This window comes from Bradyrhizobium sp. BLXBL-01 (assembly GCF_051853025.1).
In the GTDB taxonomy this organism is placed as follows: Bacteria; Pseudomonadota; Alphaproteobacteria; order Rhizobiales; family Xanthobacteraceae; genus Bradyrhizobium.
Map to the genome: position 1 here is coordinate 8,164,110 of NZ_CP182471.1, position 21,948 is coordinate 8,186,057.

The window sequence follows — 21,948 nt, forward strand, 5'->3', positions numbered from 1 at the left end:
TCAGCGTCGAAACTTCCGCCACCCTAGACGACTACGGTAAATACGGGATTGATTCGCGCGGGAATTGTATTTCGCGAGCCCCGCATAAATACGGGAATTGACGTCAACTCATCGGTATTGAGTCAGCGAGGCTGACGCACAAACGCGCAGAACAACGTTTGAGTTTGATCGATGCGCTGAATGAGATGTGCGTGCCGGGAGAGCAATCTTCCCCGGCACGCCCTGCCTTCACACGTCGAAGAACACCGTCTCGTTGTCGCCCTGCAGCTGCAGGTCGAGCCGGTAGACCGGCTTGCCGGCCTCGCGGACCGCAGTGAGCGTGGCCCGGCGGTCAGCCGGTACCAGCGCCAGCACGGGATCGGCGGCGTTGCCGGCCTCGTCGCTGAAATAGATGCGGGTGTAGAGATGCCTGAGCATGCCGCGGCCAAACACCGCAAGCAGGATGTGCGGCGCCTGCGGCTTGCCAGCGGGATCGGGCACGACACCCGGCTTGATGGTCTCGAAGGAATAGTTGCCGTCCTTGTCGGTGCCGCAGCGGGCAAAGCCGCGGAAACTCGCATTCGGCAGCGCGCGCTTGTCCTGGGGATCGGCGAAGCGGCCCTGCGCATCCGCCTGCCAGATCTCCAGCATGCAATCCGGCACGGCAACGCCATCACCATCGAAGACACGGCCCTCGATACGAACGCGATCGCCGGTGACATCGGGTGTCAGCGTCGAGTTGGTGAATGCGTCGTTCCACGCGTACTCGCCGGTCGGCGTCAGTCCGTATTTAAAGAACGGACCGACGGTCTGGGATGGGGTGATCCCGTCGGGCTTCACAGAATCCTGCACGTTAGTGGTTCTCCATGGGCGTGGCGTTCTTGCCGCGCAGCACGATGTCAAAGCGGTAGCACAACGCCCATTCGGGCTGGGTGTTCTCGAGGTCGAACGAGGAAACCATCCGCGCCCGCGCCTTCTCGTCCGGCACCGAGTTGAAGATCGGATCGAACGGAAACAGCGGATCGGCCGGGAAGTACATCTGCGTCACCAGCCGCGTGACGAAGGAATGGCCGAACACCGAGAGATGGATATGCGCGGGACGCCAGGCATTGTGGTGATTGCCCCAGGGATAGGCGCCGGGCTTGATGGTGACGAAGCGATAATAGCCGGACGCATCGCTCACGGTGCGACCCGCGCCGGTGAAATTCGGATCCAGCGGCGCCGGATGCTGATCGCGGACATGGACATAGCGGCCGCAGGAATTGGCCTGCCAGATCTCGACGAGCGAGTTCGGCACGCCGCGGCCGTCCTCGTCGCGCACATGGCCATGCACGATGATGCGCTCGCCGAGCGGCTCGCCCGCGTGCTGACGGGTGAGATCGTTGTCGCCCTCGCGCACGGTCTCGTGGCCGTAGACCGGTCCGGTCAACTCTGACAGCGTATGGGGCATCGGGATCAAGGGCTTGTTCGGCGCGCGCTTGATCGAGCTCTTGTAGTCGGGCGACAGCGGCAGCGGATGCGCCGCGTTGCTGCCGGTGGGATAGATGAATGTCATTGGCGAACTCCTCCCCGGCCATTTTAGGTCCGGCCGGTCAACGCTTCTGCCAATCATTATAGGATATAACTAATTTGGGAAAGCCGGTTTAGCGGCGTTCCCGCGCATGGCAGCCGGCCGCTCCCTACCTGATCGGCGCACGCGGAAGCACGGCCTGTCCGGCCTCGAGCCGGTAGGTATGGTCGAGCGAATACCAGGGCACGGAGGCGTCCTTCGCGGTCGGATGCGGCGTATCGTGGCGCACGAATTTGCCGATCAGAGCCTGTGTCACACCGAACTGCACGTCGCTGTCGATATGAGGGTCGCTCGGATCATACACCTGCGAGATCAGCACCTTGAATCCTGGCTTGAAGATCAGGGCGTGCAGATGCGCGGGACGATAGGGGTGGCGGCCCTGCGCCTCGAGCAGGCGGCCGACGACACCATCGGTCGGAATGGGATAGCCGACCATCATCACCGAGCGGAAGGAAAAGCGCCCGTCGGAATCGGACATGAACTTGCCGCGCAGGTTCATGTCGGCCTGCTCGGGGTCCTGGTTCTCGTAGAGGCCGACCGGCGAGGCGTGCCAGACATCGATCTCGGCACCCGCGACGGGCCGGCCGTCCCTGTCGACGACGCGGCCGCTGACGAACAGCGTGGCCCCCGGCGTTTCCGAGCGCACGATCGATCCGCCATTCTCGACCCGGGGCGAATTCAACCGCCAGAACGGCCCGAGCAATGATTGATCGGTCTCCGTATTGCCCTGATCGCCGTTGTTGAGCAGGCACACCAGCGAGGAGACGCCGAGCGACCCCGCCATCAGCACGACTTCGTTATGCGTGTCGGTGGTCAGCTTGCCGAGCTCGGCCACGATCGCCGTGGCATCGCGGAACTCCTTCTCGGTCAGGCGAACGTCGCGCACGAAGGCGTGCAAATGCTTGACCAGGGAGACCATGATCTCGCGCAGCCGCGGATCGGATGTCCGCTCCATCACCGCCAGTGCCGCGGCCGTGACGTCCTTCTCGCGCTCGATGATCATGGCCACCTCCCAACCATCCGGTCGTTCCGGGCGCGAGTGAAAGGAGCGGCCCCGGAATCTTCACCTCTCCCCGCCTGCGGGGAGAGGTCGGATCGCCCTTGCGATCCGGGTGAGGGGGTACAGGTCCCACGGTCATCTCATCCGCGGAGAGAGGCCCCTCACCCCAACCCTCTCCCTAAGAACGGGGAGAGGGGGAGGATGGAGTCTTAATTCAGCTTTTCGATCGCAACCGCGACGCCCTGGCCGACGCCGACGCACATGGTGGCGAGCGCCAGCTTGCCGCCGCGCTTCTCCATGCCGTGCACGGCGGTGAGCGCGAGACGGGCACCGCTCATGCCGAGCGGATGGCCGAGCGCGATGGCGCCGCCATGCGGATTGACGAAATCGGCGTCATCGGCGACGCCGAGCTGGCGCATGCAGGCGATGCCCTGCGAGGCGAAAGCTTCGTTCAGCTCGATCAGGTCGAAATCGCTGATCTTCTTGCCGAGGCGTTCCATCAGCTTGCGGGTCGCCGGCACCGGGCCGATGCCCATGATCCGCGGCGGCACGCCGGCCGAGGCGAGCCCGAGGATGCGCGCTCGCGGCGTCAGGCCGTGCTTCTTCACCGCGGCTTCCGAGGCCAGGATCATGGCGGCGGCGCCGTCATTGACGCCGGAGGCATTGCCGGCCGTGACGGTGCCCGGATTGCGCACGATCGGCTTCAGCTTGGCCAGACCTTCCAGCGTGGTCTCGGGACGCGGATGCTCGTCCTTGTCGACCGTAACAGGACCGGCCTTGCCGCCAGGAATCGTGATGGGCGTGATTTCTTCCGCGAAATAACCCGCCGCGATCGCTGCGCCCGCACGCTGCTGCGAGCGAATGGCGAAGGCGTCCTGGTCGGCGCGCGAGACCTGGAACTCCTCGGCGACGTTCTCGCCGGTCTCGGGCATCGCATCGACGCCGTACTGTGCCTTCAGCAGTGGATTGATGAAGCGCCAGCCGATGGTGGTGTCGAAGATCTCGGCCGAGCGCGAGAAGGCCTCCTGCGCCTTGCCCATTACGAAGGGCGCGCGGGTCATCGACTCGACGCCGCCGGCAATCGCAAGCTCGATCTCGCCGGAACGGATGGCGCGGCCCGCGGCACCGACCGCATCGAGGCCCGAGGCGCAAAGCCGGTTCAAGGTCTGGCCGGGAACCGAATCCGGCAGGCCTGCGAGCAACAGCGCCATGCGCGCGACGTTGCGATTGTCCTCGCCGGCCTGGTTGGCGCAACCGAAGAAGACCTCGTCCACCTGTGCCCAGTCGAGCTTGGGGTGTTTTGCCATCAGCGCCTTGATCGGGGCGGCGGCGAGATCGTCGGCGCGCACCTTGGCGAGCGAGCCGCCGAAACGGCCGATCGGGGTCCGCACGGCATCACAGATAAAGACGTCACGCATCGTTGTTCTCCCTGAATGCCGCGATCCGGCCAAATTCTTCAATGTCGGCGGAGTTTTAGGAGCGCGCCTGCGGCAGGTCAATTGACGGTTTCGCGGGTGGCATATTCGAGCGATGTCATGAAACTCAGCCGTCATTCCGGGGCGCGACGAAGTCGCGAGCCCGGAATCCATAACCACGAGCCGGGGTTATGGATTCCGGGCCTGCGCCTATCGGCGCATCCCGGAATGACGACCGAGAGTGTGGCGCACACATCCCGCCATGCGGACAGCGTGGAAAACCCGCCCTCCCCAGCCAAACCGATAGGACGCTCAGGCGAAATTTTGTAGGTTGCGCCGCCCATGACCATGCAACAACCGATACCTGTTCCGCCGCCCGACGACACGCCCGCGCCGCAGGCCGAGGCTGCCGCGCGCGTCACGCCGATGATGGAGCAGTATCTGGAGATCAAAGCAGCGCATCAGGGCTTGCTGCTGTTCTACCGGATGGGCGACTTCTACGAATTGTTCTTCGAGGACGCCGAGATCGCTTCAAGGACGCTCGGCATCGTCTTGACCAAGCGCGGCAAGCACCAGGGCGCGGATATCCCGATGTGCGGCGTGCCGGTCGAGCGCGCCGAGGATTACCTGCATCGTCTCATCAGCGCCGGGCACCGCGTCGCGGTGTGCGAGCAGACCGAGGATCCCGCGGCGGCGAAAGCGCGGGGCAACAAGAGCGTGGTGCGCCGCGGCGTGGTGCGGCTGGTGACGCCGGGCACGCTGACCGAGGACACGCTGCTCGATGCGCGTGCCAACAACTACCTGTTGGCGATCGCGCGGGCACGCTCGTCCGCCGGCGGCGACCGCTTCGGCCTCGCCTGGATCGACATCTCGACGGCCGAATTCACGGTCACCGAGGTCTCGGGCGGCGAGCTCGCCGCGACCCTGGCGCGCATCAACCCGAACGAGGCGATCGTCACCGACGCGCTCTATAGCGACAACGAGCTCGGGCAGACCTTGCGCGAGCTGCCGGCGGTGACGCCGCTGACCCGCGACGTCTTCGACGGCGCCACTGCCGAGAAGCGGCTGTGCGACTACTTTGCCGTCGCGACCATGGACGGGCTCGCGCAGCTGACGCGCCTGGAAGCCACCGCCGCGGCCGCCGCCGTCACCTATGTCGACCGCACCCAGGTCGGCAAGCATCCGCCGCTGTCGCCGCCGGCGCGCGAGGCCTCGGGCGCGACCATGGCGATCGACCCGGCCACGCGTGCCAATCTCGAGCTGACGCGGACGCTCGCCGGCGAACGCCGCGGCTCGCTGCTCGACGCGATCGACTGCACCGTGACCTCGGCAGGCTCCCGCCTGCTGGCGCAGCGCCTGGCCGCGCCGCTGACCGATGCGCCGGCGATCGCGCGGCGGCTAGATGGGGTCAGCATCTTCGTGGCCGATTCCGCCGCGCGCGAGGACATCCGCAGCATTTTGCGCGGCGCGCCCGATATGTCGCGCGCTCTGGCTCGGCTCTCGGTCGGCCGCGGCGGGCCGCGCGACCTCGCCGGCATCCGCGACGGCATCATCGCCGCCGACCAGGTGTTGACGCGGCTCTCCGAGGTGGATCAACCGCCGCCGGAAATCGCGGCAGTGATGGCGGCGCTGCAGCGGCCGTCGCGCGAGCTTGCTGCCGAGTTCGCCAGCGCGCTCGACGAGCAGCTGCCGCTGATCAAGCGCGACGGCGGCTTCGTGCGCCAGGGCTACGAGCCCGCGCTGGACGAAGCGCGAAACCTGCGCGACGCATCGCGCCTCGTGGTCGCCTCGATGCAGGCGCGCTACGCCGACGCGACCTCCGTGAAGGGCCTCAAGATCCGGCACAACAACGTGCTCGGCTATTTCGTCGAGGTCACCGCCCAGCACGGCGACAAGCTGATGTCGCCGCCGCTGAACGCGACCTTCATCCATCGCCAGACGCTGGCGGGACAGGTGCGCTTCACCACCGCCGAGCTCGGCGAGATCGAGGCCAAGATCGCCAATGCCGGCGACCGTGCGCTCGGCCTCGAGCTCGAGATCTTCGAGCGGCTCTGTGGCAAGGCGCTCGCGATCAGCGACGATCTGCGCGCCGCGGCGCAAGGCTTCGCGCTGCTCGACGTCGCGACGTCGCTGGCCAAGCTCGCAGTCGACGAGAACTATGTGCGGCCCGAGGTCGACGGCTCGCTCAGCTTTGCGATCGAGGCGGGCCGCCATCCCGTGGTCGAGCAGGCGCTCAAGCGCAACGGCGAGCCGTTCATCGCCAATGCCTGCGACCTGTCGCCTGTACCCCCACCCTACCCTCCCCCGCAAGCGGGGGAGGGTAGGGTGGGGGCAGGCCAGCTCTGGCTGCTCACCGGTCCCAACATGGCGGGTAAATCGACCTTCTTGCGCCAGAACGCGCTGATTGCCTTGATGGCGCAGATCGGCAGCTTCGTGCCGGCCACGCGTGCGCGGATCGGCATCGTCGACCGCCTGTTCTCGCGCGTCGGCGCCGCCGACGATCTCGCCCGCGGCCGCTCCACCTTCATGGTGGAGATGGTCGAGACCGCGGCGATCCTGAACCAGGCCGGCGAGCGCTCGCTCGTCATCCTCGACGAGATCGGCCGCGGCACCGCGACCTTCGACGGCCTCTCCATCGCCTGGGCCGCGATCGAGCATCTGCACGAGAACAACCGCTGCCGCACATTGTTCGCGACGCACTATCACGAGCTGACTGCGCTCGCGGCCAAGCTGCCGCGCATGTTCAACGCCACGGTGCGGGTGAAGGAATGGCAGGGCAACGTCGTGTTCCTGCACGAGGTGCTGCCGGGCTCGGCCGACCGCTCCTACGGCATCCAGGTGGCGAAGCTCGCCGGCCTGCCGCCGGCGGTGATCACGCGCGCCAAATCGGTGCTGTCCAAGCTGGAGGCGCAGGACCGCGGCCAGACCGCGCGAGCCTTGGTGGACGATCTGCCGCTGTTCGCGGTGCCCTCACGCGCCGCCACTGAAGCCGCGCCGCCGAGCGACGCGGAGCTGCTGATGGAGGCGGTGAAGGCGCTGCACCCGGACGAGATGTCGCCGCGCGAGGCGCTGGATGCGCTGTATGCGTTGAAGGCCAAGCTGCCGAAGCCGTGATGGCCTGTAGGGTGGGTTAGCGAAGCGTAACCCACCATCTTCATTTCCGAGGAGATAGAAGAGGTGGGTTACGCCTTCGGCTAACCCACCCTACGATGCCCGCCTACCCCCGCGCCGCGATCGCCGCGGCTTCCGCGGCCGCGCGCTGCATGCTGGTCGACATCTCGTTGGTCACCGTGCTCTGCTCCTCGACGGCCGCGGCGGTCGAGGTGACGTATTCGCTGACGTTGTTGATCGCCTGCTTGATCGAGCCGAGTGCGCTAACGACGTCACCCGAGATGCCGTTGAGGCTGCCGATTTCCTGGCCGATCTTGTCAGTGGCCTGCTTGGCCTGGTTGGCAAGGCTCTTCACTTCGGACGCCACCACGGCAAAGCCGCGGCCGGCTTCACCGGCGCGGGCGGATTCGATCGTGGCATTCAGCGCGAGCAGATTGATCTGGCCGGTGATGCTGTTGATCATCTCGACGATCCCGCTCATCGCTTGCGCGGCTTCGGTGAGGCGCTGGGCCTGGGCATCGGCCGCGGCGACCTGGTCGACGGCGCTCATCGCGGTCTCGCGCGACTTGGTCATGGCCTCGGAGATCTCCCGCACCGAAGCGTTGAGCTCCTCCGAGCCGGCGGCGACCGATTCCATCATGCCGCGAACGCGCTCGTTGCCCATGCGGACCAGCACCTGCTTGGTGGTGTCGGTGGCATATTTCACGACCTTGACCGGCTTGCCGTTGAGATCGAAGATCGGGTTGTAGGAGGCTTGGATGTAGACTTCCTTGCCGCCCTTGCCGATGCGCTTGTATTCCCCGGCTTGGTATTGACCGCGACCAAGCGCAGCCCAGAATTCCCGATAGGCGGCGCCGTCGCGCTCACTGGGCTCGACGAACATGCTGTGATGCTTGCCCTTGATCTCGGCCAGCGAATAGCCGAGTGCGCCCAGGAAGTTGGCATTGGCCGTGATGACCGTGCCGTCCATGTTGAACTCGATCACGGCCTGCGCCTTGTCAATCGCCGCGATCTGACCTGCGATATCGGCGGTCTTCAGCTTCTCGGCAGTGACGTCAGTTGCGAACTTGACGACTCCATACGGCTTGCCGCTCTCGTCGAGCAGCGGATTGTAGGAAGCGAGGATCCAGACCTCGCGGCCGCCCTTGCCGATACGCTTGAACTCGCCGGCCTGGTATTCGCCGCGGTTGAGCTTGGCCCAGAATTCGCGATAGGCAGCGCCGTTGCGGTCAGCCTCGGCCACGAACAAGCTGTGATGCTTGCCCTGAATCTCGGCGAGCGAATAGCCGAGTGCCTTGCAGAAATTCTCGTTGGCGGTGACGATGGTACCGTCGAGCTTGAACTCGATGACGGCCTGGGCACGGCTGCTGGCGGCGATCTTCGAGGCGTCCGTCATGCTCCGGATCTTCTTCTCGGTGATGTCGGTCGCGATCTTGGCGACCATCACCGCCTTGCCGTCGCCGTCGAGCACCGGATTGTAGGATGCTTCGATCCAGACCTCGTGGCCGTCCTTCGCGATTCGCTTGAACTCGCGCGCTTGATACTCGCCACGGTTCAATGCGGCCCAGAACGCCTTGTACTCGGCGCGGTCGCGCTGGTCGGCCGGCACGAACATCGAATGATGCTTGCCCTGGATCTCCTCGAGCCGATAGCCGAGCGCGTCGAGAAAATTCTTGTTGGCCGTGATGATCGTCCCATCAAGTTTGAATTCGATCATCGCCTGCGAACGGCCGATGGCATCGAGCCGCGCCTTGCATCAATGTGGGACTTACGGCCGAACATTCAGGTGTCTCCTCGTTGAGAAATCATTATGCGTGGCGCGCGCAGCGTCGCGCTAGCGCTCGACGTTTCGGCTCGTCGTTTACGACTTTGGTACTGATGGAACTTCTGCCCCGTTATCCAACGGGGCCGCCTCGACAGCTGACGAGTAAGCGTAGGGTCAAGACACAAAGATTAAATTAACGACATTATCGGAAACGCGCAGTCAAACACCGCAGAACTACCGGCTGAGCACCGCAAAGGTCCCGTACCAACTTACGTTTCGATGCGCAGCCTTCTGCGTCCACGCCACCACAGCGTCAGATTCCAGGCCACGCAGGTCCCGAGTGCGACGCACAAGCCGACTGCGGAACCGAACCACACGACTGCAACGTGCAGGACGGCGACGGCCATGCCAAATCCGAGCAGGCCCCAGGCGGAGTTGGCGAGCACGGCGGCGGTCGGCGATCCGCCGATGCGCGGATGCAGGATCACCATCATGCTGGAGAACACCACGGGAAAGAGTGCGATGATGCCGCTGATGCGCGGGCCGACCCAGCTCGATGTCGACACCACGATGGCGACGAGGGTCGCAACCAGCGCAGCACGCATCGGCACGTCGTACCAGCGGCGCATCACCAGTGGCATCTTCACATGGCGATAGCGTGCGAGCAGTGGAATGCAGATGCCGAATGCGATCAGATTGGCGGCAAGCCCGGCCGTGAGCGTCCAGTCGAACTGGCGGATGATCGAGGCCATCCCGATCCACACCGCGAAAGCGCTTCCGCAACTCACCACGAGAGTGTGCCGCTGCGACAGCACAACGTAAGTGAGGCACATGAAGATCGTCGCCGCATTGACCGGCAGGCTCGCCAGCGCGCCCTGCGCGATGAAAGCGGCGTCGTGGTCGATCGCAAGAAAGACGTAGGACGGCCCCGCCGACACCGGCAGGGTCGCGATCAGCGCGCCGATCACCGGCCCCGAGCGTTCGGTGATGATCGACGCCGTCACCACGAACGCCGCCGCGATCGCCATGCGCAGGAAGAGAAAGAGGAGGACGTGGAGGTCGAGGGACATTTTTTTGTGCCGGGCAAGCGGCGCGCTGATCCGGACAGAAAGCGAAGTTATTCAGTCCGTCATTCCGGGGCGGGCGAAGCGGCGCGCCCCGGGACGACGCCAATTGGTGGGATGACGACCTGCGTCCTCACATCCGCTGCATCGACACCGAAACCTTCGGGCCGTTCTTGATGGTCTGGTAGACCACGCAATAGCGCTCGGTGAGCTTGAGCAAGAGATCGAGCTTGTCCTGCGGCGCTGACGTGTCGACCTCGAAGCGCAGGCGGATCTCGGCGAAGCCGACCGGCGTCTCCTTGTCGACGCCGAGCGTGCCGCGGAAGTCCAGATCGCCCTCGGCGTAGACGTTGCCGGTCTTCAAGGGCACCTCGATTGCGGTCGCGACCGATTTCAGCGTGACGCCGGCACAGGCGACCAGGGCTTCGAGCAGCATGTCGCCGGAGCAGAGCTCGAGGCCGGAGCCGCCGGTGGCGGGATGCAGACCAGCCATCGCGATGGCGCGGCCGGTCTCGACCTTGCAGGCGATGCCTTCGCTGTCGGTGGAACCCTTGGCCGTCAGCGTGATGAGCGCGGCCTTGGGATCGGTCTTGTAGCGCTCCTTGATCGGAGCCTGCATCTGGCGCAGCTCTGCGGCGTCCATCTTGTTCTCTCCCGGGGTATGATGCCTGCCGATGTACCGGCTCGCGGCGAGATTGTCACCACCACATGGCCTGACCGGGACCCTGGGTTGCGTCGCGGTCGGGAACGTTGCGGTCGAGCGACCGGTCGAGTGACGTCAGCACACTGCGCTTGAAATTCTCGAACAGCGGCGAATTGCGGTCGCGCGGCCGACCGAGATTGATCTCGATCTGATCGAACAGCCGCCCCGGCCGCGGCCGCATCACCAGCACGCGATCGGCCAGCACCACGGCCTCGTCGACGTCATGCGTGACGAGGATCAAGGTCGGCCGCGTATCGGCCCAGAGGTCGAGCAGATGGTCCTGCAAATCCCTGCGGGTGAAGGCATCGAGCGCGGAAAACGGCTCGTCGAGCAGCAGCACCTCCGGCTGCGGCACCAGCGCGCGGGCGATCGCGACGCGCTGCGCCTGTCCGCCCGACAGCTCGCGCGGCCAGGCCTGCGCCTTATCAGCGAGGCCGACGCGGGCGAGCACACGCGCGACCATCTCGTGCCGCTCGGCCGCGGGCAGGCCGGCAAGGCCGAAGCCGATATTGTCGGCGACGCTGAGCCAGGGCAGCAGCCGCGGCTCCTGGAAGATGATGCCGATCTTGGCATGCGGCGAGCCGATCGCCTCGTCGTCGAGCGTCACCGTGCCAGAGCTGGCGCGATCGAGGCCGGCGATGGCGCGCAGCAATGTTGATTTGCCGCAGCCGGAGCCGCCGATAATGGCGATGATCTCGCCTTGCCTGATCTCGGCCGAGAAGCGCGCCAGCGCCTCGACGCCGTTGGGATAGGTCTTGCTGACCCGGTCGAGCGCCAGCATCGCCTCAAGCTCCCTTTGCCCGCCCGAAGGCGTCCTGCCAGCGCAGGAACGGTGCGGCGGCCAGCTCGATCAGCCAGTCGGTGAGCTTGCCGAGGATGGCGAAGATGACGATAGCGGCCAGGATCTGCGCGGGCTTGCCGAGCTGCTGGCCGTCGAGCAGGAGATAGCCGAGGCCTTCGGAGGCGCCGATCAATTCGGCTGCGACCACGAACATCCAGCCGAGGCCAAGACCGACGCGCAAGGACACGACATAGGCCGGCAGCACCGCCGGCAGCAGGATGCGGCGGATCATTGCGGGTCCCGACAGGCGAAAGGTGCGGCCGACCTCGACGATCTTGCGATCGACCGAGAGGATGGCGCCCATGACGCCGAGATAGACCGGGAAGAACACGCCGACCGCGATCAGCGCGATCTTCGAGGTCTCGAAGATGCCGAGCCAAAGGATGAACAGCGGTACCCAGGCGAGCGAGGGAATCGCGCGCAACGCCTGCACCGTCGGATCGAGCAGCCGGCGCGCCAGCGACCAGTAACCGGAGATGGCACCTAACAGCGTGCCCGCGACCACGCCGAAGGCGAAGCCGAGCGAGACGCGCCACAGCGTCGCCGTGATGTGGCGGACCAGCTCGCCGGAACGGGCGAGCTCGCTAATGGTAGCAAACACGCGCGAAGGCGGCGGCACCAGGCGCCCGTTGGACCAGCCGAGCCACACCACGAGCTCCCAGCCCAACGCGAGCGTCAGCGGCAGCACCACGCCCAGCAGCGGCCGCGCGTAACGCGACAGCCGTGAGGGCACAGGCGCGCTCTCGGCTGTATCAGGGGTTTGCTGCAGGACTGGCGCGTCGGAGATCATGGCCGGTAGGAAGCGCGTCTGGTTGTGGAATGCAACAGGACTATCGCCGCGCCCTCGCCTGTCGTCCCGGGCTCGCTTCGCGCCCCGGGACGGCGGCGGTCTCTATTGCGCGCGCTTGCCTCTTCCCTGCGAACTAATTCGTTGGTAGCGGAACCTGGTCGTCGATCAATGCATCGAGCGTCGCCTTGAGGTCGACCTTGGCATCGACGACGCCGGCCTGCTGGAGCGCAAGGCCGGCGGCGAGGATCGACTCGCGCTGCGGCGCGCCGATGCGGCTGTGGGTGAGCTCGGTGCGCTCCTTGAGCTGCTTGTCGACCACGGCCTCGGGCAGCTTCGTCACCGCGATGAAGGTCTTCTTCAGCTCGTCGTAATTCGCCAGCGAATATTTGCGCGCCTCCTCGTAAACCGCGAGGACGCGGCGCGCGATGTCGGGATGATCCTTCAGGAACTGCTCGCGCACATTGAGGATGCCCCAGGTGTTGGCGTCGGCCTTGCGATAGAACAGCTTGGCGCCCTCCTCGACCTCGGCCTGCGCCATCATCGGATCGAGGCCGGCCCAGGCATCGACGTCGCCGCGGATCAGCGCGGTCTTGCCGTCGGCGTGCTGGAGCAGCACCGGCGTGATGTCCTTCTCGGTGAGGCCCGCACCGAGCAGTGCGCGCACCAGGAAGATGTGCGGGTCGGTGCCGCGCGTGACCGCAACGCGCTTGCCCTTGAGGTCGGCAACGCCGGCGATCTTGGACTCCTTGCCGGTCACCAGCGCGGTCCATTCCGGGCGCGAATAGACGTAGATCGACTTGATCGGGTTGCCGTTGATGCGGGCGACCAGCGCCGCCGAGCCCGCGGTCGAGCCGAAATCGATCGAGCCGGCGTTGAGGAATTCGAGCGCCTTGTTGGAGCCGGCCGACTGCACCCAGGTGACGGTGATACCGTCCTTGGCGAACTCCTTCTCCAGGAGCCCCTTCTGCTTCAGCACCAGCGACACCGGATTGTAGGTCGCCCAGTCGATGCGGATCTCCTTGAGCGGGTCCGCCGCCTTCGCCGCTTGGGTCAATGCGAGCGCCAAAGCTCCCGCCATAACAATAATTCGTGCAATCCCAGCCATGCTCAGCCTCCTGAAAACTTCATTGTTTTTCAATGAGTTATATCTAGAGGTCAACGAGAAAATCCGCCCTCCGAAAGCGCGCCGGCCGAGAACAGATTTGCCCGAAGCCGCAGCTTTCCAGCATGGAACGGCTATTGCCAGAGAATGGCGGGTGACAGCGCCTGTCACCTCTTATATCCGGTGAGACATGGACAGCGTCGCGACTGAGCACAAGGCCGAGGTGGACGATCGCTTCGATACCGCGCGGATCACCGCCGCGGTCGATGCGCTCGCCGAGAAGCACGAGGGGCGCGAGGACGCGTTCCGCACGGCGATGGCGCAATTGCTCAAGGCCGAGCTGATCGCGGCGCGCGCCGCCGCGCAGGCGATCCTTCTGAAGGACCGCCACGGCCGCCGCTGCGCCGAGCGGCTGTGCCACGTGCAGGACGAGATCATCCGCATCCTGTATTCGGCCGCGACGCGCCATCTCTACCGCTCGCCGATCCCGAGCGGTGCCGAGCGCATGGCGGTGGTGGCGACCGGAGGCTACGGCCGCGGCCTGATGGCGCCGGAATCGGACATCGATCTGCTCTTCATCCTGCCCTACAAGCAGACCGCCTGGGGCGAGCAGGTCGCCGAAGCCATCCTCTATTGCCTCTGGGACATGGGACTGAAGGTCGGTCACGCCACGCGATCGGTCGACGAATCGATTCGGCAGGCGCGCGGCGACATGACGATCCGCACCGCGATCCTGGAGACGCGCTTCCTCACCGGCGACAAGCCGCTCTACGACGAGCTGGTCGAGCGCTTCGACAAGGAGGTGGTGCAGGGCACCGCGTCCGAATTCGTCACCGCAAAGCTCGCCGAGCGCGAGGAGCGCCATCGCCGCGGCGGCCAGTCGCGCTATCTGGTCGAGCCGAACGTCAAGGACGGCAAGGGGGCCTTGCGCGACCTGCACACGCTGTTCTGGATCGCCAAATACGTCTACCGCGTGCGCGATACCCACGAGCTGGTCGGGCGCGGCGTGTTCGACGCGCAGGAATATCGCACCTTCCGCCGCTGCGCCGACTTCCTCTGGTCGGTGCGCTGCAATCTGCACTTCTACTCTGGCCGCGCCGAGGAGCGCCTGTCCTTCGATCTCCAGCGCGAGATCGCGATACGTCTCGGCTACACCTCGCATCCGGGCATGCAGGACGTCGAGCGCTTCATGAAGCACTACTTCCTGGTCGCCAAGGAAGTCGGCAACCTCACCGCCATCCTCTGCGCCAAGCTCGAGGACCAGCAGGCCAAGCCCGCGCCGGTGCTGAGCCGGGTGATGGCGCGGCTGCGACCGACCGCGGTGAAGCGGCGCGTCCCCGACAGCGACGACTTCATCGTCGACAACAACCGCATCAACGTCGCCGCGCCCGACGTGTTCAAGCACGACCCGGTCAATCTGATCCGCATCTTCCGCCTCGCGCAGAAGAACAACCTCGCCTTCCACCCGGACGCGATGCGCGACGTGACGCGCTCGCTCGGCCTGATCAACGCGGGCTTGCGCGAAAATCCCGAAGCCAACCGACTGTTCATGGAGATCCTGACCTCCGACAATGCCGAGATCGTGCTGCGGCGGATGAACGAGACCGGCGTGCTCGGCCACTTCATTCGCGCCTTCGGCAAGATCGTCTCGATGATGCAGTTCAACATGTATCATCACTACACCGTCGACGAGCACCTGATCCGCTGCATCGGCTTCCTGCAGGACATCGAGCGCGGCGGCATCGAGGAGTTCGCGCTGGCGAGCGACCTGTTCCGCAAGATCCGGCCCGAGCACCGCGCGGTGATCTACATCGCAACGCTGCTGCACGACGTCGCCAAGGGCCGGCCCGAGGACCACTCCATCGCCGGCGCCAAGGTGGCGCGGCGGCTCTGCCCGCGGCTCGGCTTCAGCCCGGCCGACACCGAGCTCGTGGCCTGGCTGATCGAGGAGCACCTGACGATGTCCACGGTCGCGCAGTCGCGCGACCTCTCCGATCGCAAGACCATCGAGAATTTCGCTGCCGTGGTGCAGTCGGTGGAGCAGATGAAGCTCCTGACCATCCTGACCACCGCCGACATCCGCGGCGTTGGCCCGGGCGTGTGGAACGGCTGGAAGGCGCAGCTCCTGCGCTCGCTGTACTACGAGACCGAGCCGGTGCTGACCGGCGGCTTCTCGGAAGTCGACCGCGGCAAGCGCCTCGCCGTTGCGCACACCGAGTTCCGCATGGCCTTCGCCGAATGGCCGAAGGACGAGCTCGATGCCTATATCGGCCGGCACTATCCGGCCTATTGGCTCAAGGTCGAGCTGCCGCGCAAGATCCGGCACGCCCGCTTCGTGCGTTCCAGCGAGCAGGCCGGCCACAAGCTCGCGATCAATGTCGGTTTCGACGAGGTGCGCGGCGTCACCGAGCTGACGATCTTCGCCGCCGACCATCCCTGGCTGCTGTCGATCATCGCCGGCGCCTGCGCCTCGGCCGGCGCCAACATCGTCGACGCCCAGATCTACACGACAACCGACGGCCGTGCGCTCGACACCATCTCGATCTCGCGCGAATACGATCGCGACGAGGACGAGGGACGGCGCGCCACGCGCATCGGCGAGATGATCGAGGACGTGCTGGAGGGCAAGCTGCGCCTGCCGGAAGTGGTGGCGCGGCGCACCGTGCGCAGCAAGGCAAAGCCGTTCGTGATCGAGCCGGAAGTGACCATCAACAACCAATGGTCCGACCGCTACACCGTGATCGAGGTCTCCGGCCTCGACCGGCCCGGCCTGCTCTACGAGCTGACCACGGCCATCTCCAAGCTCAACCTCAACATTGCGTCAGCTCATGTCGCGACCTTCGGCGAGCGCGCGCGCGACGTGTTTTACGTCACCGACCTCTTGGGTGCACAGATCAACGCGCCGACGCGCCAGGCCGCGATCAAGAGCGCGCTGACCCATGTGATGGCCGGCGACAAGGCGGTGCAGCCCGCGGCGTGACGAGCGATCGGGGGATTCTCTCCACTCGTCATTCCGGGGCGCCGCGCAGCGGCGAACCCGGAATCCATCAAGCAACACCGACAGTGCCGGTGAATGGATTCCGGGTTCGCGCTTCGCGCGCCCCGGAATGACGAGTGGAGGGGTTGGCGCGTTGCGTCTTCAAACCTCCACACCCTCGTGCCGCAGCAGCCAGCGCTTGCGCGCGAGACCGCCGCCGTATTTCACCAGCGAGCCGTCCGCACCGATCAGGCGGTGACAAGGCAGCACCACGCTGATCGGGTTGGAGCCGTTGGCGTGGCCGACGGCGCGAATCGCGTTGGGCATGCCGATGGTTGCGGCGAGTGCGCCGTAGCTCAGCGTGGTGCCGGCGGGAATTTGCGCCAGCGCGGTCCAGACCTTCTGCTGAAACGGCGTGCCGGCGGTGCGCCAGGCGATGCCGGAGAGCTGGCCGAGCTCGCCTTCGAAATAACGCGAGAGCGCGGTGCGCATCTCTGCCGGCGCCGGCCGATCGCTGAGATCGACCGTCCCGTAATGCAGACGCAACAGCTCGCGCATCCGATGCTCGTAATCATGCCAATCGAGCGCCCGCAGCTTGCCCTCGGCATCGGTGACCAGCAGCGCGGTCCCGATCGGCGTCGCCAGGCGATCGAGGCCGAAGCGTTCAGGGAGCTTGGTTGATCGGATGGGCATGCAGCACCAGGCGGTCGAAACACATCGATCGCACTTGCCATGGTGGCCGTGCTAACGTCCACCCGAAAGCTGATGCTTTTGGGGGAGCTCACCTTGATCCTGATCGCCAATGTCCTGGTGGCGCTGGTCGCCGCGCTGCACGTCTTCTTCCTGGCGCTAGAGATGTTTCTCTGGGACAAGCCGCTGGGCCTGAAGGTGTTTCGGAATTCGCCCGAGAAGGCCGAGATCACCAAGGTGCTGGCCGCCAATCAGGGCCTCTATAACGGCTTTCTCGGTGCCGGCCTGATCTGGGGCCTCGTCCACGGCAACCCGGCCTTCGCGTTCCAGATCAAGGCGTTCTTCCTGCTCTGCGTGATGGTGGCCGGCGCCTATGGCGCGGCGACCGTCAGCACGCGGATCTTGATGGTGCAGGCGTTGCCGGCGGCAATCGCGCTGATTGCACTGTTTCTCGCCTGAGACGCTACGGCGCAGCGCCGCGATCCTTGCACTGCGGCGAAGCTTCCTCCACAATCTTCAGCAGCGATGGCGACCGTTGCAATCAACGGAGAAAGACCATCGGCCTAAAATTCCGTCAGGAGGAACTAACCAACATGAACAATCGCAGAGCCTTCATAGCGGCCACGGCGGCGTTCGCCGTCGCCGTCTCGACCAGCCAGGCGCTCGCCCAGAAGAAATACGACACCGGCGCTAGCGACACCGAGATCAAGATCGGCCAGACCGTGCCGTTCTCCGGCGCCTATTCCGTCTATGCCAATATCGGCAAGACCCAGGCCGCGTACTTCAAGATGATCAACGATCAGGGCGGCATCAACGGCCGCAAGATCAACCTGATCCAGTATGACGACGCCTATTCGCCGCCGAAAACCGTGGAGCAGGTGCGCAAGCTCGTCGAAGGCGACGAGGTGCTCTTCACCTTCCAGCTGATCGGCACAGCCGCGAACGCCGCCGTGCAGAAATACCTCAACGGCAAGAAGGTGCCGCAGCTGCTCGCCTCGACCGGCGCCGCCCGCTTCAACGATCCGCAGAACTATCCCTGGACCATGGCCTACAATCCGAACTACGTGTCGGAGGGACGGATCTACGCAAAATACATTCTCGCCAATCATCCCAACGCCAAGATCGGCGTGCTCTACCAGAACGACGACATGGGCCGCGACTATCTCGCCGGCCTCAAGAGCGGCCTCGGCGACAAGGCCGCCAGCATGATCGTCGGCGAGGTCTCCTATGAGGTGACCGACCCGACCGTCGACTCGCAGGTGGTCAAGCTGAAGTCGATGGGCGTCGACCTGTTCTATGACGCCTCGACGCCGAAATTCGCGGCGCAGGCGATCAAGAAGCTCGCCGACCTCGGCTGGACACCCGTGCACATCCTCGACATCAACGCGAGCCCGGTGTCGGCGACGCTGAAGCCGGCCGGCCTCGACATCTCCAAGGGCATCATCTCGACCAACTACGGCAAGGATCCGGGCGATCCCCAGTGGAAGGACGATCCGGGCGTGAAGGCCTTCTTCGCCTTCATGGACAAGTATTTCCCGGAAGGCGACAAGCTCAACACCGTCAACACCTACGCCTATTCGGTCGCCGAGCTGCTGGTGCAGGTCTTGAAGCAATGCGGTGACGATCTGACGCGCGAGAACGTCATGAAGCAGGCCGCCAGCATCAAGGGCTTCGTACCGAGCCTGGGGCTGCCCGGCATCAAGATCAACACCGGCGCGAACGACTATCGCGTCAACAAGCAGATGCAGATGATGAAGTTCAACGGCGAACGCTGGGAGCTGTTCGGACCGATCATCGAGGACACGGGCCCGTCCGGCTAGGCGAAGAGACGACGCGCCTACCTCAACGACGTCATGCCCGGGCTTGTCCCGGGCATCCACGTTCTTGGGTCGTCAAGGAAGCCGTGGATGGCCGGGTCAAGCCCGGCCATGACGATCGAGAGAGCTTCCTACTTGGCGTTCAGGTCGGTATCTCCCCAAAATTCTTCCCGACCGGCAGCACGGCGTGCCGGATCAGCCGCGAATCCTCGACCGCGGCCTGGCGGTGCTTCACCGCCTCGCGATAGACGGGGTCGCGGATCATCTCGACGAAGGCGGCGACGCTCGGATATTCGGCGATGAAGCAATGGTCCCAGCGCTCCTCCTGCGGGCCGATCAGCATCAGCTCGAATTTGCCCTGCCAGACGATGCGGCCGCCGAGACGTTCGAACACCGGGCCGCTTTCGCGGCCGTAGGCCGCATAGGCTTCCGCGCCGCTGGCCTTGCGTCCGTCAGGATAGGCAGCCTCTTTGCGCAGGCGGACCAGGTTCAGCATGTGGATCGGGCCCGGGCGATCGTTCTCCCGGAATTGCGCGAAGATCTCCTTGGTCGGATCAATATGGCCCATGGCGCTCCCTCTTCTATTGGAGCCGGCGATCCTAGCCTTGCCGCCCCGGAAGCGGAACTGCGGCCGGCGAATGCCGCATCTCCTAATCGCGCGTTAACGCCGGGGTAACCCGGCCTTAAACAGCGACCGCTAGCGTCTCGGCGGGGCGGGCTGACCGGGCGTTTGGCGTATGGCGTGGGGAAAGAAAAAGGGTGCGCGGAAGGAGCCGCTGTTCGGCTTGCCCGCGGCGCTCGCCGATCTGCGCCTGACCGCCGCGGACCGCGTTCCCGGCGGCGACGACAAGCCGAAGAAATCTGCCAAACCATCCGCCAAGCGCAAGAGCGAGGATGCCGGCGACGAGCCGCCGCGCGAGCGCAAAGCGCCAGCCAGCCGCGGCGGCGCCAAGCGGCGATCAAAGTCGCGCTTCGGTGCCGGCCTCGGCCGCCTGGTCTATTGGGGCGCGGTGCTGAGCCTGTGGGGCGTCATCGCCGTGATCGGCGTCGTGATCTATGTCGGCGCCCATTTGCCGCCGATCCAGTCGCTGGAAATCCCCAAGCGCCCACCGACGATCCAGATCGTCGGCATCGACGGCAGCATGCTGGCGCAGCGCGGCGAGATGGCCGGCGCCAATGTCGCACTGAAGGATCTGCCGCCGTATCTACCCAAGGCGTTCATCGCCATCGAGGACCGCCGCTTCTATTCGCATTTCGGCATCGACCCGGTCGGCATCCTGCGCGCGCTGGTCACCAACGTCCTCCATCGCGGCGTGTCACAGGGCGGCTCGACCTTGACACAGCAGCTCGCGAAAAACCTGTTCCTGACCCAGGAGCGCACCCTGCAGCGCAAGCTGCAGGAGGTGGAGCTCGCGATCTGGCTGGAGCGCAAGCACTCCAAGGACGAGATCCTGGAGCTCTATCTCAACCGCGTCTATTTCGGCTCCGGCGCCTACGGCGTCGAGGCGGCGGCGCAGAAATATTTCGGCAAGTCGGCGAAGAACGTGACGGTCGCGGAGGCCGCGATGCTGGCCGGCCTCGTCAAATCGCCGTCCCGCCTTGCCCCGAACCGCAACCCCGAAGGCGCCGAAGCGCGGGCGCAGATCGTGCTCGCGGCGATGGCGGATGCGAAATTCATCACCGACGCGCAGGCGAAGGCCTCGATCGGCCATCCCTCCTACAACGTGAAGCCGGCGGGCGCCGGCACGGTGAACTACGTCGCCGACTGGATCGGCGAGGTGCTGGACGATTTGGTCGGCCAGATCGACGAGAGCATCAAGGTCGAGACCACGATCGATCCGAAGCTGCAGAGCGTCGCCGAAGCCGCCATCATCGACGAGCTCGCGGCCAAGAGCGTGAAGTTCAACGTCAGCCAGGGCGCGCTGGTGGCGATGACGCCCGATGGCGCCGTGCGCGCCATGGTGGGAGGTCGGAACTATTCCGACAGCCAGTACAACCGCGCGGTCACCGCCAGGCGCCAGCCGGGCTCCTCGTTCAAGCCGTTCGTGTACCTCACCGCGCTCGAGCAGGGGCTGACGCCCGATACGATGCGCCAGGATGCGCCGATCGAGGTCAAGGGCTGGAGACCTGAGAACTACACCCATGAATATTTCGGCGCGGTGACGCTGACGCAGGCGCTGGCGATGTCGCTCAACACGGTCGCCATCCGCCTCGGCCTCGAGGTCGGGCCGAAGAACGTGGTGCGCACCGCGCACCGGCTCGGCATCTCCTCCAAGCTCGAGCCCAACGCCTCGATCGCGCTCGGCACGTCGGAGGTCTCAGTCGTCGAGCTGGTCGGCGCCTATGCGCCGTTCGCCAATGGCGGCCTCGCGGTGGCGCCGCATGTCGTCACAAGGATCAGGACGCTGAGCGGCAAGCTGCTCTACATGCGCCAGCCGGAGGAACGTAACCAGGTCATCGACCCCCGCTATGTCGGTATGATGAATGCGATGATGCGGGAGACGCTGATATCGGGCACAGCCAAGAAGGCGGAGATCCCGGGCTGGCCGGCGGCCGGCAAGACCGGCACCAGCCAGGATTACCGCGACGCCTGGTTCATCGGCTACACCGCGAGCCTCGTCACCGGCGTCTGGCTCGGCAACGACGACAACTCGCCGACCAAGAAGGCGACCGGCGGCGGCCTGCCGGTGGAAGTCTGGTCGCGCTTCATGAAGACCGCGCTCGAGGGCGTGCCGGTGGCAGCCTTGCCGAGCTCGCCTAGCGGCTGGGGCCTGTCGAACCTCGCGCAGGCGGCCTCGCAGGTGTCGCCGCCGACCCCGGCGGCTCCGCCGCAAGCGAACGCCGGCGGCTATCGCCCGCCGCCTCCGACGCGCGCCAATGTGCGGCCCGAGGCAGCGGCCGGGCTCGACGGCTGGCTGATGGATCGGCTGTTTGGCGGGAATCGGTAGCCGCAGGCTGAGGCCCTTCGGCGCCTCACAACAAAAACTGCGAAAACAACCCCATGCACAGTAGAACGCGATGTCCGGCGTGACGCGTGGTGGATCACTCGAAGCATTTGATGCGACGGGGTTAGTCAGGCAAACGGCGCAATCGTCGCGAAATGTGGCGAGAATCGCGCAAGACG

Annotated in this window: 16 protein-coding genes and 1 pseudogene; 5 read left to right on the forward strand and 12 right to left on the reverse strand. The window is 65.6% G+C overall.

All coding sequences use genetic code 11. The annotated features are described in order from the left end of the window. Positions 1–228 precede the first annotated feature (228 nt). The 4 genes from pcaG to pcaF all read right to left on the reverse strand — a co-directional run bounded on the left by pcaG (position 229) and on the right by pcaF (position 3,967). Entirely contained in the window at positions 229–831 is a 603-nt protein-coding gene (gene pcaG / locus ACNJYA_RS37760; RefSeq protein WP_260381325.1) for a protocatechuate 3,4-dioxygenase subunit alpha, read from the reverse strand. Between the two features lies 1 nt (position 832). Beyond that, entirely contained in the window at positions 833–1,534 is a 702-nt protein-coding gene (gene pcaH / locus ACNJYA_RS37765; RefSeq protein WP_172788909.1) for a protocatechuate 3,4-dioxygenase subunit beta, read from the reverse strand. A 124-nt stretch (positions 1,535–1,658) separates the two neighbouring features. Then, entirely contained in the window at positions 1,659–2,552 is an 894-nt protein-coding gene (locus ACNJYA_RS37770) for a dioxygenase family protein (RefSeq protein ID WP_212255817.1), read from the reverse strand. A 206-nt stretch (positions 2,553–2,758) separates the two neighbouring features. Beyond that, positions 2,759–3,967 carry a 3-oxoadipyl-CoA thiolase gene (gene pcaF / locus ACNJYA_RS37775; protein ID WP_212255815.1) on the reverse strand — a complete coding sequence of 403 codons (1,209 nt, stop codon included), beginning with the start codon at positions 3,965–3,967 and terminating at the stop codon, positions 2,759–2,761. A gap of 339 nt (positions 3,968–4,306) precedes the next feature. Here pcaF and mutS point away from each other — a divergent pair, with 339 nt between their 5' ends. Next, the gene (gene mutS / locus ACNJYA_RS37780; protein ID WP_212255814.1) at positions 4,307–7,078 is read left to right on the forward strand and encodes a DNA mismatch repair protein MutS; all 2,772 of its coding nucleotides are present in this window, start codon (positions 4,307–4,309) and stop codon (positions 7,076–7,078) included. A gap of 103 nt (positions 7,079–7,181) precedes the next feature. Here mutS and ACNJYA_RS37785 read toward each other — a convergent pair. The 6 genes and pseudogenes from ACNJYA_RS37785 to ACNJYA_RS37810 form a co-directional block, all read right to left on the reverse strand. Beyond that, a pseudogene (locus ACNJYA_RS37785) lies at positions 7,182–8,857 on the reverse strand (methyl-accepting chemotaxis protein). 252 nt (positions 8,858–9,109) lie between these two features. After that, on the reverse strand, positions 9,110–9,910 hold the full coding sequence (locus ACNJYA_RS37790; protein ID WP_212255804.1) for a hypothetical protein: 801 nt from the start codon (positions 9,908–9,910) through the stop codon (positions 9,110–9,112). 127 nt (positions 9,911–10,037) lie between these two features. Further along, positions 10,038–10,547: an OsmC family protein gene (locus tag ACNJYA_RS37795; protein ID WP_212255803.1), complete on the reverse strand. Its 510-nt coding sequence runs from the start codon at positions 10,545–10,547 to the stop codon at positions 10,038–10,040. A gap of 55 nt (positions 10,548–10,602) precedes the next feature. Then, positions 10,603–11,388 (reverse strand): ABC transporter ATP-binding protein, encoded by a 786-nt coding sequence (locus ACNJYA_RS37800; protein WP_439364949.1) that lies wholly within the window; start codon positions 11,386–11,388, stop codon positions 10,603–10,605. A 4-nt stretch (positions 11,389–11,392) separates the two neighbouring features. Continuing rightward, complete coding sequence (locus tag ACNJYA_RS37805) at positions 11,393–12,238, reverse strand: ABC transporter permease (protein ID WP_212255801.1); 846 nt, start codon at positions 12,236–12,238, stop codon at positions 11,393–11,395. Between the two features lie 133 nt (positions 12,239–12,371). Continuing rightward, positions 12,372–13,343, reverse strand: a complete 972-nt coding sequence (locus tag ACNJYA_RS37810) for an aliphatic sulfonate ABC transporter substrate-binding protein (RefSeq protein WP_212255800.1) — start codon at positions 13,341–13,343, stop codon at positions 12,372–12,374. Positions 13,344–13,530: 187 nt separating this feature from the next. Between ACNJYA_RS37810 and ACNJYA_RS37815 the strand changes: the two genes are divergently transcribed. Then, entirely contained in the window at positions 13,531–16,320 is a 2,790-nt protein-coding gene (locus tag ACNJYA_RS37815) for a [protein-PII] uridylyltransferase (RefSeq protein WP_172787909.1), read from the forward strand. A gap of 159 nt (positions 16,321–16,479) precedes the next feature. Here the strand turns inward: ACNJYA_RS37815 and ACNJYA_RS37820 are convergent, their stop codons facing one another. Next, complete coding sequence (locus tag ACNJYA_RS37820) at positions 16,480–17,010, reverse strand: methylated-DNA--[protein]-cysteine S-methyltransferase (RefSeq protein WP_212255793.1); 531 nt, start codon at positions 17,008–17,010, stop codon at positions 16,480–16,482. 72 nt (positions 17,011–17,082) lie between these two features. Here ACNJYA_RS37820 and ACNJYA_RS37825 point away from each other — a divergent pair, with 72 nt between their 5' ends. Continuing rightward, positions 17,083–17,466 (forward strand): DUF1304 domain-containing protein, encoded by a 384-nt coding sequence (locus ACNJYA_RS37825; protein ID WP_246570886.1) that lies wholly within the window; start codon positions 17,083–17,085, stop codon positions 17,464–17,466. 134 nt (positions 17,467–17,600) lie between these two features. Next, the gene (locus ACNJYA_RS37830; RefSeq protein ID WP_172787912.1) at positions 17,601–18,827 is read left to right on the forward strand and encodes an ABC transporter substrate-binding protein; all 1,227 of its coding nucleotides are present in this window, start codon (positions 17,601–17,603) and stop codon (positions 18,825–18,827) included. A 139-nt stretch (positions 18,828–18,966) separates the two neighbouring features. Here ACNJYA_RS37830 and ACNJYA_RS37835 read toward each other — a convergent pair whose 3' ends face one another. Continuing rightward, on the reverse strand, positions 18,967–19,392 hold the full coding sequence (locus tag ACNJYA_RS37835; RefSeq protein ID WP_025033272.1) for a DUF1330 domain-containing protein: 426 nt from the start codon (positions 19,390–19,392) through the stop codon (positions 18,967–18,969). Positions 19,393–19,561: 169 nt separating this feature from the next. Between ACNJYA_RS37835 and ACNJYA_RS37840 the strand changes: the two genes are divergently transcribed. Then, complete coding sequence (locus ACNJYA_RS37840) at positions 19,562–21,772, forward strand: transglycosylase domain-containing protein (protein ID WP_212255789.1); 2,211 nt, start codon at positions 19,562–19,564, stop codon at positions 21,770–21,772. Positions 21,773–21,948 lie beyond the last annotated feature (176 nt).